At 64.9% G+C, this 14822-nt stretch carries 9 protein-coding genes and 1 pseudogene; 6 read left to right on the top strand and 4 right to left on the bottom strand.

Annotated features, from left to right (window positions below; genetic code table 11):
• The first annotated feature begins 381 nt into the window (after positions 1–381).
• From LB538_RS22670 to LB538_RS22660, 3 genes are read left to right on the top strand one after another with little or no spacing between them, the layout of a single operon-like run.
• Complete coding sequence (locus LB538_RS22670) at positions 382–834, top strand: (2Fe-2S)-binding protein (RefSeq protein WP_318011889.1); 453 nt, start codon at positions 382–384, stop codon at positions 832–834.
• On the top strand, positions 831–1814 hold the full coding sequence (locus LB538_RS22665; protein WP_224685864.1) for an FAD binding domain-containing protein: 984 nt from the start codon (positions 831–833) through the stop codon (positions 1812–1814). Before LB538_RS22670 ends, LB538_RS22665 begins: the two co-directional genes overlap by 4 nt.
• Positions 1811–4105: a xanthine dehydrogenase family protein molybdopterin-binding subunit gene (locus tag LB538_RS22660; RefSeq protein ID WP_224529525.1), complete on the top strand. Its 2295-nt coding sequence runs from the start codon at positions 1811–1813 to the stop codon at positions 4103–4105. The genes LB538_RS22665 and LB538_RS22660 overlap by 4 nt, the downstream gene beginning before the upstream one ends.
• A 162-nt stretch (positions 4106–4267) precedes the next feature.
• Here the strand turns inward: LB538_RS22660 and LB538_RS22655 are convergent, their stop codons facing one another.
• On the bottom strand, positions 4268–4957 hold the full coding sequence (locus LB538_RS22655) for an outer membrane protein (protein WP_095768316.1): 690 nt from the start codon (positions 4955–4957) through the stop codon (positions 4268–4270).
• 251 nt (positions 4958–5208) lie between these two features.
• Positions 5209–6381, bottom strand: coding sequence for a helix-turn-helix transcriptional regulator (locus LB538_RS22650; RefSeq protein ID WP_224529526.1), 1173 nt, complete (start codon positions 6379–6381; stop codon positions 5209–5211).
• A gap of 258 nt (positions 6382–6639) precedes the next feature.
• Here LB538_RS22650 and LB538_RS22645 point away from each other — a divergent pair, with 258 nt between their 5' ends.
• Together LB538_RS22645 and LB538_RS22640 are read left to right on the top strand one after the other, a co-directional pair.
• Positions 6640–7602, top strand: coding sequence for an AraC family transcriptional regulator (locus LB538_RS22645; RefSeq protein WP_224529527.1), 963 nt, complete (start codon positions 6640–6642; stop codon positions 7600–7602).
• A 265-nt stretch (positions 7603–7867) separates the two neighbouring features.
• On the top strand, positions 7868–12115 hold the full coding sequence (locus tag LB538_RS22640) for an autotransporter domain-containing protein (protein ID WP_224529528.1): 4248 nt from the start codon (positions 7868–7870) through the stop codon (positions 12113–12115).
• A gap of 181 nt (positions 12116–12296) precedes the next feature.
• On the opposite strand, the gene LB538_RS22635 is transcribed toward LB538_RS22640, so the two are convergent.
• Positions 12297–13307 carry a zinc-dependent alcohol dehydrogenase family protein gene (locus tag LB538_RS22635; protein ID WP_224529529.1) on the bottom strand — a complete coding sequence of 337 codons (1011 nt, stop codon included), beginning with the start codon at positions 13305–13307 and terminating at the stop codon, positions 12297–12299.
• Between the two features lie 98 nt (positions 13308–13405).
• On the opposite strand from LB538_RS22635, the gene LB538_RS22630 reads away from it, so the two are divergent.
• Positions 13406–14335 carry a LysR family transcriptional regulator gene (locus LB538_RS22630; RefSeq protein ID WP_224529533.1) on the top strand — a complete coding sequence of 310 codons (930 nt, stop codon included), beginning with the start codon at positions 13406–13408 and terminating at the stop codon, positions 14333–14335.
• 96 nt (positions 14336–14431) lie between these two features.
• Here the strand turns inward: LB538_RS22630 and LB538_RS29380 are convergent.
• Positions 14432–14769 (bottom strand): annotated as a pseudogene (locus LB538_RS29380) (YybH family protein).
• Positions 14770–14822: the final 53 nt, after the last annotated feature.

Here is a 14822-nt window from a genome sequence, read left to right as displayed (position 1 = left end):
CCTTGCGGGGAAGATGTCCGGCGGGACAGAGGGGGGTGCTGTCCCGCCAACGTCTCGGCAAGTGACAGGCGCTTCCTTCCTGGCGCTATCTAGCGAATCGCAGAAGCGGCAAACGCCTCGTTCCGTCACACCCCCCGCTGCCCTGCCGGGCATCTCCCCCGCAAGGGGGAGATTAGTCTCCCCGCCGACGGCGCCTTCCTCAAACGTTGCCCTTGCCCCTCCCCTGCCAAGTCCCATTTCCATCCCTAGCGTCCAGCAATCGGAGCCCGACGCCCCATGACCAGCCAGACCATCATCGATCCTCCCGAAGACGGCCATTTCAGGAACGGTCTTGCCGCCAACGGTTCAACCCTTAGTCCCACCACGCTTTCACTCCACCTCATCATCAATGGCCAAGCCCACGCGTTAGAGGTCGAGCCGCGCGTCACCCTCCTCGATGCGCTGCGGGAACGGCTCCACCTCACCGGCACCAAGAAAGGCTGCGACCAGGGCCAGTGCGGCGCCTGCACCGTGCACGTCGACGGCGAGCGCGTGCTGGCCTGCCTGACGCTCGCGGCCCAAGTCGAAGGGCGCTCGATCACCACTATCGAGGGCCTTGCCGGCCAGGACGGCACGCTGCACGCCGTGCAGGCCGCGTTCCTCGAACAGGATGCCTTCCAGTGCGGTTATTGCACGCCGGGGCAGATCATGTCTGCGGTGGCCTGCATCCGCGAGGGCCATGCCGGTTCCGACGATGAGATCCGCGAATACATGGCCGGCAATCTGTGCCGCTGCGGCGCCTATCCGCACATCGTCGCCGCCGTCCGCCAAGCCGCACAGGAGCTGCGCTCGTGAGAGATTTTTCCTATCTACGCGCCGACAGCGTCGAGGCCGCGCGCAACGCCGCCGCTCTTCCCGGCGCCATGCTGCTTGCAGGCGGCACCACGCTCATCGACCTCGCCAAATGCGGCGTCGCCGAACCCTCGACCGTCATCGACATCAGCCACATCGAAGGGCTCAACGCCATCGATGTCAACGCCGACCGCGCCGTGATCGGCGCGCTGGCCAGGATGAGCCATGTCGCCGACCATACTTCCGTGAAGAGCTGCTTCCCGGCCGTATCGGAAGCCCTGTGGCAGGCGGCCTCGGCGCAGTTGCGCAATATGGCGACCATCGGCGGCAACCTGATGCAGCGCACGCGCTGCCCCTATTTCCGCGATCCGCAAAACTTCCCGGCCTGCAACAAGCGCGCGCCCGGCAGCGGCTGCTCGGCGATCGGCGGCGCGACGCGCGGCCATGCCGTGCTCGGCGTCAGCGAGGCCTGCATCGCCACGTATCCGGGCGATCTCGCCGTGGCACTCGTCGCCTTCGACGCCGAGGTCGATCTCGGCGGGCGCAAGCTCAAGGTCGGGGACTTCTTCCTTGCGCCAGGCGCCACCGCCGAGCAGGAGCACGACATCCGCCCCGGCGAAGTGATCACCGCAGTAGAGATCCCAGGCTCGGCCGCGGCCAGACGCTCGACCTACATCAAGGTGCGCGACCGCCAGTCCTATGAGTTCGCTGCGGCAAGCGCGGCGGTCGGACTGGAGCTTGAAGGCGATGGCCGCACCATCCGCGACATCCGCGTGGCGCTTGGCGGCGTCGCCACGAAACCGTGGCGGGCGCGCGCCGTCGAAGAGGCGCTGAAAGGCAAGCCGCTCGACGAAGCCATGATCCGCAAGGCGAGCGAGCTCGCCATGGAGGGCGCCGTCGACCATGGCGCCAACCACTACAAGATTGCGCTGGCGCCGCGCGTGATCGCGCGCGCCATTCTCAAATTGGGAGAGACGGCATGACCGTTCATGACATGAAACACGCCGCGTCCGACAGCGCGCGTCTCGAAGCGGTCGGCGGCCGGCTGTCGCGCGTCGACGGCCCGGCCAAGATCACGGGCGCAGCGAAATATGCCTTCGAGCAGCAGCTCGAGGGGCTGACGCATGCGGTGCTGGTCGGCGCAACGATTGCCGCCGGCAAGGTGACGGCGATCGACGCCCGCGCGGCCGAGACCGCGCCCGGCGTGCTCGCTGTGCTGACGCCCGACACCATCATGGAATTGAGGGGCGCATCGGACTGGCTCGGCAACCCGCCCTCGCAGCCGACCTACGCGCCGCTCGTGCGCGAGGTCACCTTTTCCGGCCAGCATGTCGCGGCGGTGGTAGCCGAGACGTTCGAGCAGGCGGTCGCCGCCGCGGCGCTGGTCAAGGTGTGGTATGACGAGACGCCGGCCATCGTCGACCTGAGCGACGGCAAGGCGGGCGACGGCATCCCGATCGACGCCATGACCAAGGAATGGGGCGACGCTGAAGCCGCCTTCGCCGAAGCGCCTGTGCGCATCTGCGCGGCCTACAACACGCCGCGCGAATTCCAGGCGGCAATGGAGCCGCATGGGCTGATCGCGCGCTGGGAGGGCGACGAGCTGACCATCTGGGAGCCCAGCCAATGGCTCGACGGCATGGCGCGCACCTATGCCGAGTGGTTCTCCGTGCCGTTCGAGAATGTGCGGCTGGTCTCGCCCTATATCGGCGGCGGCTTCGGCTCCAAGGCGCTGGCGCTGGCGCACAGCGCGGTGGCGGCGGCTGCCGCCAGGATGCTCGACCGGCCGGTGAAGCTGGTGCTCACCCGCCCGCAGAATTTTACGTCCTACGGCGGCCGCGCGGCGACGCGTCAGACCGTTGCGATTGGCGCCGACAGGGATGGCAAAATCCAGTCGATCGTGCATCGCGGCGTCAACGAGACAGCGGTCGACGGCATGTGGGTCGAGCCGCTCGGCTCGGTCACCTCGATCATGTATGCCACGCCCAACTTCTCCTCGAAGCAGAATGTCGTGCGGGTCAATACGGTGGTGCCGGGCGCAAAACGCGCGCCGGGCGAGAACCCGAGCGCCTTCGGCATCGAAAGCGCCATCGACGAGCTTGCCTATGAGCTCGGTATCGATCCGCTGGAGATGCGGCTGATCAATTATGCCGAGCAGGACCCGCATGCGAAGAAGGCGTGGTCGACACGCCAGTTGCGCGAGGCCTTTGCCGCCGGCGCGGAAGCGTTCGGCTGGGCGAAGCGCAGCAACGCGCCACGCTCGATGCGCGACGGCCGCCAGCTCATCGGCTGGGGCGTCGCGGCCGGCACCTATCCGGTGCGACGCGCGCATGGCGAGGCGGTGGTGAAGCTGCTTTCCGACGGTTCCGTCGAAGTCGAAAGCTCGTCCATCGACATGGGCCAGGGCACTTACACGATCCTGGCGCAGACCGCCGCCGAGACGCTAGGCGTGCCGGTGGAGCGGGTGTCGGTGAAGCTCGGCGACTCGCATTTCGCCCGCGCCGGCGTCACCGGCGGCTCGCGACTTGCCGGCGTCATGACCGGCGCCGTCCACAAGGCGGCAGGCCAGGCGCTGGACGGGCTGATCGGGCTAGCGCTTTCCGACCCGCGCTCGCCGTTCCAGAAGCTGCAGGCGAACACGCTGCAAGTGAGGGATGGCCGCATCGCCTCGCCGCGCGGCGAAGGGCCGGACCTGTCGATCGCCGACTTCATGATGGCGATCGGCCGCGACCAAATCGAAGCCAAGGGCGACACGCTGCCGGCCAGCACGACGCCGGAAGAGCGCTACAAGAACTACACCACTATAGCCATGTCGATCCCGCACACCGAGGGCGACTATTCGCGCCATTCCTGGTGCGCGCATTTCGTCGAGGTGCGCGTCGACGAGGATTTCGGCACGGTGCGCGTGTCGCGCGTGGTGTCGGCGCTGGATTCGGGCCGGCTCTACAACCCGAAGCTGGCGGAGAGCCAGTGGAAGGGCGGCATCATCATGGGCATCGGCCAGGCGCTGCTCGAGGAAGGCATCGTCGATCGTCGCCACGGCCGCATCGTCAACAGCAATTTCGCCGACTACATGCTGCCGACCAATGCCGATATCCCAGACATCCAGACCATCTCGGTCGGCATCCCAGACCCGCACTCCTCCGCCCTTGGAGGCAAGGGCGTGGGCGAACTGGCAATCGTCGGCATCGCGCCGGCGATTGCCAACGCAGTGTTCCACGCGACAGGGAAAAGGGTACGGGATCTGCCGATCACGCTGGAGAAGCTGATCTGAGGTCGACGCCAGGGACGGCCTCCGCCCTGGCCGGCGGCACGTGTCGCGCCGACGGGCCGAGCGCGCGTCGTCATCGTCTCGGCCCGCGCCGGCGGACGTGAATGCCTTTACGGCACGAACAAAACCTCGGCGCGAGGCCAGGGTTTTGCTCGGCCTGCCAGATCAGAACTTGTAGCTGAGGCCGACCCGCAGATCGTGCGTCTTGAGATCGATGTTCGCAACCGTGCCAGGACCGAACAGCGGCACCGAAACATCCTTTTTGCCGAAGTCGGAGTAGCGATATTCGACGCGCGCGATCCACCTGTCGGTGAAAGCGTGCTCGACGCCGGCTCCAACCGTCCAGCCAAGATGGGTTTCGTCGTGGATCGGTATTGAACCGCTGGTGGCGATCACAGTCATTTCATACTTGGCCGCGGCCACGCCCGCGGTGATGTAAGGCAAGGTCCGATCGAAAGCGTAGCCGGCCCGCAGCCGCGCCGAACCCGACCACTTGAGTTCGGTCTTGAGCAACGCACCGGCACCGGTGAAGGTCCCCACCCCATCCACATTGCTGTAAGCAATGTCCGCCTCGGCGCCGAGCACGAAGCGGTTCGCCATTTCCTGATCGAAGCCGATATGGATGCCGCCAATGAACCCATCCGGGTCGAGGGGCGCGTTAACGTCGGCACCCCCAGGGCCAGCGTCGGCGATGAAGAGATTGGACTTTCCGGCGACGTAGCCGAAGTGAGCGCCAGCATAGAGGCCGGACCAGTCGTAGTCGGCGGCAACGGGCAAGGTTTCATTGATGTCCGCCGCCGACGCGATGCCGACAGGCGCCAGAATGAAGGCTGTGGCGAGAAGAACCGTTTTCACTGTTTGCTACCCCAATGTTGCTTCCCCAGCCGCGAAATGCTCGGCGGCGATCCGGGTGTCGTCGAGGTTTTGCATTGTTCGCCAGCGGCGTCTTGGGCTGGACCGCACCTGAATTGTCCTGGAGAGCGCCGCAACGCTTTCCCGGTCGGTGTGGCCATACAGCCTCAGTCGATTGCCGGTCTGGACGCAGCGATTGGGTGTGAGTCTACCTGGCTCCGCCCGGCGCCGACGAGGAATTCGGCGCGGTCAGCTCAGCGGCGGGCGGCAGCCTGATCAGTTACGAAAGGCATGCCTATGTCCGAAATCAGTTTGACGAGATCGGCTTGGCGCCTCGTACCGGTCTTGGCGAATATCCGGTTGAGATGGGTCTTCAACGTGTTTTCACTGATGCCGAGCAACGAGGCGCTCCTGGACGCGGGCAATCCGCTGCCGATCCGCAGGAGGACCCGTGCCTCCGCGGGAGTAAGATCGAACAGCGTCGTGAGAACGGCCTCCGGCAGCGGAGAAGAGGACGTCGTGGTCGATACGAAGACGGCAGCGCAGGCGGGCCGGAAAGCCGCGCGCGCAGTTCCTTCGGTCAGCGGCAACACATAGGCTACGGCGGGCGGTTGACCCGGCGCTGAAACGGGCAGCCCTATGCCGCGAGAGCCAAGCGAAGCATCTGCGCCGGCAGCGCTTGCTAATGCTTCCGCCAAAGCGCGGGCGACCACGGGGTTCTGCGGTTGGAGCAGGCCCTTCCTGGAAAGAATGGGACCCTGCCCGGAAAACATCCGGTCGGCAGCCCCATTCGCATGGAGGATTGCTCCGTCGGCGCCGGCAAAAACGATAGGCACGGCGAGATGGTCGAGCGCTTCGCGATAGAAATTGGCGGTAATGCGGGTCTGATCGAGCAGATCTCCAATCAGGGAAGCGCGACGCAGATGCGGCGAGAGCAATGCCAGGAACCGCTGCTCTTCAACGGTTATGATACCCCTGTTGGCACGCGTGGTGCAGCCCATGAGACCAATCCGGTCCGGCGTGTGAACGAATTTAGTGATGCAAGCCTCGCGCAATCCCTGCGGTCCGGCCCAATTCTGGAAGAACGGCGTTTGCTGGAGCTCGGCCTCGCTCATATGCGACAGCGTCGCAACAGGCGTGTCGATGTCGCCAACGACCGCGGCCTTCAATCCGGGAATTTCGTCAAAGTCATAATCCTCCTGGAGCGCGCGCATTTGCACCGGATCCCAAGCTGATTGAGCCGCGAAACGGCCCTGATTGTCAGCAGTGCTGGCCAGCGCGACAGTGGTATAGGCAGCGTCGACAGCTTCGGTGACACGGGTCATCACTCCGGTCCAGCCTTCCGGATTCAAGACGCAATCATAAATTTCACCGATAATCGAATAAAGTACTTCGCTGCCCAGCCTCTCCACCACGCCCCCTGACATGCCCTGCCCCGCATGAGGGACGAGCGAAAAAAGATGAATACAGCAACAAATCGACAGCCGCCCGGCGCAAAAAACGCCGATCCCGTCTGGAAGGATTTCGCGACGTCATACTTTGGGGTGACGCCACGCCTGGTTGAACTCGATTAAGGGTCTAATGCGATCGGTCGAACGCCGAGCGATCAATGTCGCTTGTTATTCCCGGATTGGAAAGCATCGCGTTCGACAATTTTTGAAGCTGTAGCTTTTCGAGGTGTTCGATTGTCGCGAAAGACGGTGTTTTCATCGGCTCAGTTGCCCTCGCATCTCAATGAACGCGATCGGTTTTCCCTCTGGCAGGACATCCATGTCGCGGAGATATGGTCGGTTGAATACGGCATATCCGCAGACCTGCCTTTCGAGGCGGCGATCGAAGCCACGGCTGTCGGATCACTGGTTCTCGGCCAGATGTCCGGAACGATCAGGCATGCAACGAGGAAAGCAAGCAACATTGCCGACGACGACAATGACGGATATCTCCTGCTGATCAACAAGGCCGACACCGTTTTGACCGGGGCGCAGGTCGGCCGCGAATACGGCGTCGGCAAGGGAGAAGCGGTCCTGGTCACGGCATCGGAAGCACTGAAAATGGTCGGTGCCGACCGGAATGTGTGGGCCAACGTGGTGGTCCCACGCGCCGTCCTCATACAGGCCTTCCCACAGATCGATGACAGGCTGGCGTTGAAGATCGGCGCCGAAAGCGAGGCTCTCGATCTTCTCAAGCGTTATTGCCAACTTCTCGAGACCGGCCGCCCCCTCGTCTCGGCCGATCTCATCACGCACGCAACGGACGTGATCGTCGATCTGATCGGTCTGGTGACGGGCGCGAAAGGTGAGGCTGCCGAATTGGCTGGCCTGCGCGGCCTGCGCGCGGCCAGGCTGCGGGCGGTCCTGGCCAACATCGCAGACAATTTCGCCCATCCTGGCATCTCTGCGCAGGGCGTCGCAAAGGAACTCCGTCTGTCGACGCGCTATATTCACGACATCCTCCAGGAGACGGGTATCAGCTTCTCCGAGCGTGTGCTCGAGCTGCGCTTGCAAAGCGCACATAAGATGCTCGCCCAAAGACACAATGACGGTATGCGGGTCAGCGAAATTGCGATGATGAGCGGTTTCAGCGACGTGTCCTACTTCAATCGCTGTTTCCGCCGTCGCTTCGGCTATACGCCGACGAGCGCCAGATAGAACCGGGCGTCTCCCGAATCGGTCAGGCGACGCGATTTCCGATTTACCCATTCGCTCTATCTGTTTGTTTTAGCCGCATTTCTGCGACGCCAAGCGACGCCGCTTGGCTGCAAAATGCTCGGTGGTGCCAAACCATCACAGCGCGCAGAAAAGAACCGGCATCTCTTTCCAGTCCAATTCCAGTGCGGCGCTGCCCAAGACAATGCCCGGGCTCCAATGACATGTCCACCTTCAGGGTGAAATGACTTGTCTGTCAGGGGATTAAATGCCGAAGAATGGATTTGAAGGCCGGAAGAAGGCGTTGAAATATCTGGCGTTGACGTCGACGGCGCTGATCGGCCTTGGCCAGCCAAGCGCCACGGCAGCCGAGATCTGGACCGGCGCGGCGTCCACGGATTGGTTCACCGCCGGAGACTGGAATCCCACCGCTGTCCCGACATCGAGCGACGACGTCACCCTCGACGCGGCGTTTCCGCACCCGACCGTGGTCAATGCGGCGAACGCAGCCGCGCAAAATCTGTTTGTTGGCACCATAGCGAGTTACACAGGCTCGCTGACGATTACGAACGGCGGCACGCTTGCCGACACCGCCGGCTATCTCGGCTACGCTTCGAACGCCAACGGCAACGTAAGCGTCGTTGGAGCGGGCTCGCTCTGGAGCAACAGTACCGACCTTTTCCTTGCCTTGGGCACCGACAGCACCGGCACCCTTACGATCTCAAACGGTGGCGCCGTGAGCGACACCGTGGGCCATGTCGGTTTCGGTCAGGGCACTGGCACGGTCACGGTGGACGGGACCGGCTCGACCTGGACCAACAGCGGCGATCTCTATATCGCCGAACGTGGCGTCGGCACACTGGACATCACCAATGGCGGCGCGGTCAACAATGCCACGGGCAGCATCGGTACGCATGCAGGCTCCAACGGCATGGTGACGGTCGACGGCGCGGGTTCGACCTGGACAAACTCTTCCCACCTGTATGTCGGCGATCAGGGCACCGGTGCGCTGAACATCTCGAACGGCGGCAAGGTCAGCAATCTGAGCGGCATTCTGGGCAACCTGGCCGGCTCCACTGGCACAGCAACTGTCGACGGTGCCGGCTCGACCTGGGCGAACGCGGCCCTTGCGGTTGGGAACGCGGGCTTCGGCGCGCTGGAGATCACCAATGGCGGCGCAGTCACCAGTTCGGTTGGCTATGCCGGCTATGCCGCGGGGTCCAAAGGCCTGGTGACGGTCGACGGTGCCGGCTCGGCCTGGACCAACACTTCGGACCTCTTCATCGGCTTCCAGGGCCAGGGTGCGCTGACGGTCTCGAATGGCGGCGCGGTCAGCAACACCATCGGTATGATCGGCGCGCAGACGGGCTCTGTCGGCACAGCGGCAGTTACCGGTGCCGGCTCGACCTGGACCAGCAGTTCGAACTTCTATGTCGGCGATAGCGGCACTGGTGTGCTGACGATTGGAAATGGTGGCGCGGTCAGCAATGGTGGGGGCAATATCGCCGCGCAGGCAGGCTCGACAGGCATCGCGTTCGTCGATGGCGCCGGCTCGACCTGGACAAACAGCTCCAACCTGATGGTGGGCGATTTCGGTAACGGCACCCTGGCGATCTCTCACGGTGCCGTTGTCAGCAACACTTGGGCCGCTGTCGGCGCAAAGGCGGGCTCCATCGGCATGGTGTTCGTCGACGGCGCCGGCTCGACCTGGACCAACAGCTCCAACCTGGGTATTGGCGATTTCGGCGCCGGCACTTTGGCGGTAAGCAATGGCGGCGCGGTCAGCAGCGCCTCGGGCTATGTCGGCAACTCGGCGGGCTCGACTGGCGCGGTGTTCGTCGACGGCGCGGGATCAAAATGGACGAACAGCGGGAATCTTTACGTCGGAGGCCTCAGCAAGGGCACGTTGACGATTTCGAACGGCGGCACGGTCAGCAATGACCTGGGCTACCTTGGCTTCGATGCAGCCTCGACCGGCACGGCAACGGTCGACGGCGCCGGCTCGACCTGGACCAATAGCGGGAACCTCGTCGTCGGCTATCATGGTACCGGCACGCTGGCGATTTCAAACGGCGGCGCTGTCAACGACACCAAGGGCTATGTCGCACTCGAAGCCGATTCGGCCGGCGGAGTCGTGGTCGATGGACCGGGTTCGACCTGGATGAATTCCGGCGACCTGTTCGTCGGTTTCAAGGGCGCGGGTACGCTCCAGGTCACCGATGGCGGCCACGTCCTCAACCAGGCCGCGATCCTCGGAGAATTCGATACCGCAACCGCGACCGTGACGGTGGACGGGGCGGGATCTTCCTGGAGCACCGATGACAGTCTTACCCTGGGAGGCGCCGGTCACGCGACACTTTCCATCTCCAACGGCGGCTCAGCAGATGCCAATTTCGTCTTTGTCGGCCAGGCGGCAACAGCCACCGGTGCAATTACCGTCGACGGCGCGGGCTCGAAATGGACCAACAAGAACGGCATGTACCTTGGCGGTCTCGGAAGCGGCACTCTTGCCGTCACCAATGGCGGCGTCGCCTCCGGCGGCACCGCCTACATGGCGATCGCCACGGGTGCCACCGGACAGGCAACCGTCGACGGCCCGGCCGCGCTGTGGGAGATGCACGGCGCCCTGGGGATCGGTTTCGGCGGCAAAGCTTCGGTGACGCTCTCCAACGGCGGCATCGCTCTGGTGGACGGCGTTACCGTGATCGCCAGCCAGGCCGGCTCGACCGGCACGCTGAACATCGGCGGCGCGGCGGGCACTGCGGCGACGGGCGCCGGCGTCCTCGATTCGGCCACGTTGCAGTTCGGCGCCGGCACCGGCACGCTCAATTTCAACCATACCAGCGCGAACAATGGCTTCGCTGCGGCGATCAGCGGACTGGGGACGATCAACCAGATCGCCGGCAACACCAAGTTGACCGGTAATTCCGCCGGCTTCACCGGGACGACGAACGTTCTCGGCGGCGGCCTCTATGTCAACGGCTCGCTCGGCGGCGCGATCAATGTCACCGGCGGCCTGCTTGGCGGATCGGGCACGGCAGGCAATGTGACCATTGCTTCGGGCGGGACCTTCGCACCGGGCAATTCGATCGGCACGATCAATGTGAGCAATACAACCTTCTCGGCCGGTTCGATTTATGCCGTTGAAGTCGAAAGCGGCGGCACATCCGATCTGATCAGCGCCACCGGCGCCGTGACGATCGGCGGCGGCACGGTCGTCGTCATCCCCTATCCGGATTATGCGACCGGCACGACCTATACGATCGTCACGGCGGCGGGCGGTGTCACTGGTGCCTTCGACAAGGCCAGTTTCGAAGGCTCGATCTTCATTGCGCCGACGCTGACCTATGACGCGAACAATGTCTATCTCAACCTGGCCAAGGCAAGCTTTGCCAGCGTTGGCCTGACGTCGAACCAGATCGCCACCGGCGGCGGAGCGGATAGTCTGGGCGTCGGCAATCCGCTCTTCGATGCCATCTTTGCCTTGCCGAGCAAGGCAGCCGCCCAGGACGCCTTCGACCAGCTTTCCGGGGAAATTCACGCCTCGGCCAAGGGCATGCTGCTCGAGGACAGCCGCTTCATCCGCGACGCCGCCACCAGGCGGATCAGCGCCGCGTTTGGCGATGCCGACGCAGCCGCGTTGCCGGTCATGGCCTATGGCGAGGGCGGGCCGGAAATGGTCGCGGCCGACACCGATCGCGTCGCCGTCTGGGGCCAAGCTTTCGGCTCGTGGGGAAATACCGGCAGCGACGGCAATGCCGCCGCCTTCGATCGTTCGACCGGGGGGCTGCTGGTCGGCGCCGATAGCCTGGTCGGGGACTGGCGTGTCGGCGCCATCGGCGGCTACAGCCATTCGACTTTCGACGCTGACGCTCGCCGTTCCAGCGGCGCCGGCGACAATTATCATCTCGGGCTCTATGGCGGCACCAACTGGGGCGCCATCGCGTTCCGCACCGGCGCCGCCTACAGCTGGAACAGCGTCTCGGCAAAACGCGCGGTTGCCTTCAACGGCTTCGCCGGTCAACTGTCGGCCGACTACGATGCCGGCACGGCACAGGTGTTCGGCGAACTCGCTTACAAGGCCGATGCCGGGCGCTTCAAGTTCGAGCCCTTCGCCAATCTCGCCTATGTCAGCGTGGACACCGACGGCTTCACCGAGAAAGGTGGCGGTGCAGCCCTGACCAGCGCAAGTTCAACCATCAACGCGACCTTCACCACGCTCGGGCTACGCACCTCGACCGGCCTGACGCTTGGCAACATCGAGGCGACCGCGAGTGGCACGCTCGGCTGGCGCCATGCATTCGGCGATGTCTCTCCGACTTCGACTTTCGCCTTCGCCGGCGGCGATGCCTTTACAATCGCCGGCGTACCTGTCGCCAGGGACAGCGTGGTGATCGATGCCGGTTTCGACCTGCCGATCTCGGCCAATGCCACGCTCGGCCTGTCCTACACCGGTTGGTTCGGCTCCCATGACGCCGACAACGGCGTCAAGGCCAACCTCGACGTCAAGTTCTGACGGCGAAAGGTGAGAAGGATCGGGAGTAGCGTGAGAACGCTCGGTCGACGGAGCCCGGCCGAATACGGCAAGGGCTCGGGCGGCGAGGCGGATTGAAGCTCCCACATCTTCCTGTCAGGGAAGTCGGCTTCAGGGAGACCGAGAGATTCATCGCTTTCGCCCACTCCAGCGCCGGCTCTTCCTACCAATCCAAGCCGAACACCAGCTTGCCGAAATGCAGGCCGCCGGCGGCCATGTAGGTGTAGGCTTCGGTCGCCTCGTTTTGTGAAAACACCTTGTCGACGACCGGCTCGATCCGGGCGGCGCCGATGGCACGGGCAGCGTCGCGCAAGTCTGAGACCGATCCGGTGTTGTTGCCCACCACCTTCAGCGCCTTGATGATGATCGGCAGCAGGTTGACGGTCGCCTCGGCGCCGGTGACGAAGCCGATGGTGAACAGCGCGCCGCCGGGCGCGGTGGCGTTGACGGCGCGCGCGAAGGTGGCGGTGCCGCCGGTCTCGACGACGAGGTCGGCGCCGAGGCCATCGGTCAGTTCCAGCACCTTGCCGTCCCAATCCGGTGTCGCGCGGTAATTGATCAGGTGATCGGCGCCGAGCGCCTTGGCCCGCTCGAGCTTCTCGTCCGAGGACGACGTGATGATGACGGTGGCCCCGGCCGCCTTGGCAAGCTGCAGGGTGAAGATCGAGACGCCGCCCGTGCCGAGCAGCACGACGACGGAGCCCGGCCCGACATCGGCGGCGCGGATGGCGTTCCACGCGGTGGTGCCGGCGATCGGCAAGGTCGAGGCCGACTCGAAGGAGAGATGCGCCGGGACCGGCACGACCGAGTTGGCTGGCAGCGCGACATATTCGGCCAGCGACCCGGGCAACGAGATGCCGCGCATCTGCGTCATCTCGTGGGGACGCGGCCGGCCGCCGATCCAGCGCGGCTTGGCGTGGGCAACAACGCGGTCGCCAGTTTTGAATGTCGTCACGCCCTCGCCCAGCGCGACAATCTCGCCGGCACCGTCGGCAACGGGAACGAGCGGAAACACCGGGCCGGGATAATTGCCGCTCGCAACGGCGACATCGACGAAGTTCAGGCTCGCCGCACGCTGGCGGATCAGCACCTCGCCGCGTTGCGGTTCGGGCGTGGCGATGCTGGCGGCGCGGAAGGCGTCGAGCCGGGGTTGGCTGAGTTCGATGGCTTTCATGGGTTCACTCCGTGCGTGGTCGATGGACGATTGAGCGAACCTATCTGCTGCGCTACTACTCGATAATCGTTGGACTTTGCATTTGAGTATTGCAAATCATGCAGCAATCAGTTGAGCCCTCCGCCCTTGCCGAAATGGCGGCCTTCGCGGCCGTCGCCGAGGCGTGCTCCTTCACCAGGGCGGCAGCGAGAGTCGGGCGCGACGCGACCATCCTGTCGCGCCGTCTCCAATCGCTGGAAGAGCGGCTGGGGGTGCGGCTGCTCCACCGCACCACGCGCAGCGTGTCGCTTACCGAGGCGGGCGCGGAATTCCTGTTGCGCGTACGCGCCATCCTTGCCTCGGTCGACGAGGCCGAGGCGGCTGCATCGGCGCATGCCGCCGGCGGGCCGCGCGGCCTGCTCAAGCTGGCGCTGCCCGGGACCTTCGGGCGCATGTGGATCGGGCCGCTCTTGCCGCAATTCCTGGCGGAGTTCCCCGAGGTCCACATCGAGGCAGAGTTCTCCAACCGCTTCGCCGATCTCGTCGCCGAGAATTTCGACGTCGCCGTACGGCTGGGTAGCCTGGAGGACTCGCGCCTGGTGGCGCGCAAGGTGGCGACGCGGCGCCGGCTGCTTTGCGCCGCGCCCTCCTACCTCGCCAGAAGGGGCAGGCCGGAAACGCCGCAGGCGCTGCTGGAGCATAGCTGCCTGGGTTTCTCCGGCTTCCAGACCTTTCCGGCCTGGGAGATGACCGACCGCGAGGGTCGGCGCGTGCGCGTCGAGGTTTCGGGGCCGTTGGTCAGCGACGACGCCGAGGTGCTGGTCGAGGCCGCCGTGCAGGGCGTCGGCCTGATGATGAGCACCGACTGGCTGGTCGGGCGCGAGCTCGCCGACGGTCGGCTGGTGCCGATCCTGGAGGACTGGACACTTGCCGACGAGGGCGCGGTCTATGTCGTCATGCCCTCGGCCAAGGGTCAGGCCGCCAAGACCCGCGCCTTCGCCGACTGGATCGGCAAACGCTTTGCGCCTGAGCCGCCGTGGCGAAAGTAAGCGCGACATAGCGGGCATCCGCGGCGGAGATCGCGGACGCGGTGGCCGCAGGACAAGATTCCTCGCCCCAGAAGGGGCAATTCCGGCGGCCGCGCCCTATCCTTTTGCCGCCAGCAAATTCGCATCCCGCGCCAGCCGCCAGCGGCCGTCATTCTCCTTGCGCAGCAGCGTCAGCGTATAGCCGGACCGCCGCACCGGCTCGCCGCCGGGCGGTGTCGCGGTCATATCGATGCGGTTGCGGATATAGGCCCAGTCGCCGAGCAGTTTGAGCTCTACGATCTCGCTGTCACTGTCGATCTTCGTCTCGCCCATGTTCCTGGAGGCCCGGCGAAGGCTTCCTTTCCGAAGGGCTCCTTGCCGGGAACCATGAAGACGACATCGTCCGTCATCAGACCAAGCACGGTCTCCAGATCGCCTTTCCGGCTCGCCGCCATCCAGGTCTCGACCACCTGGCGGATCGCGGTTGCGTCATCGGTCATCGCTTTAC

Source organism: Mesorhizobium sp. Ca11 (assembly GCF_020165275.1).
Classification (GTDB): Bacteria; Pseudomonadota; Alphaproteobacteria; order Rhizobiales; family Rhizobiaceae; genus Mesorhizobium.
The sequence above is the reverse complement of the archived record's forward strand: the minus strand, read 5'-3'. Positions and strand labels throughout refer to the sequence as shown.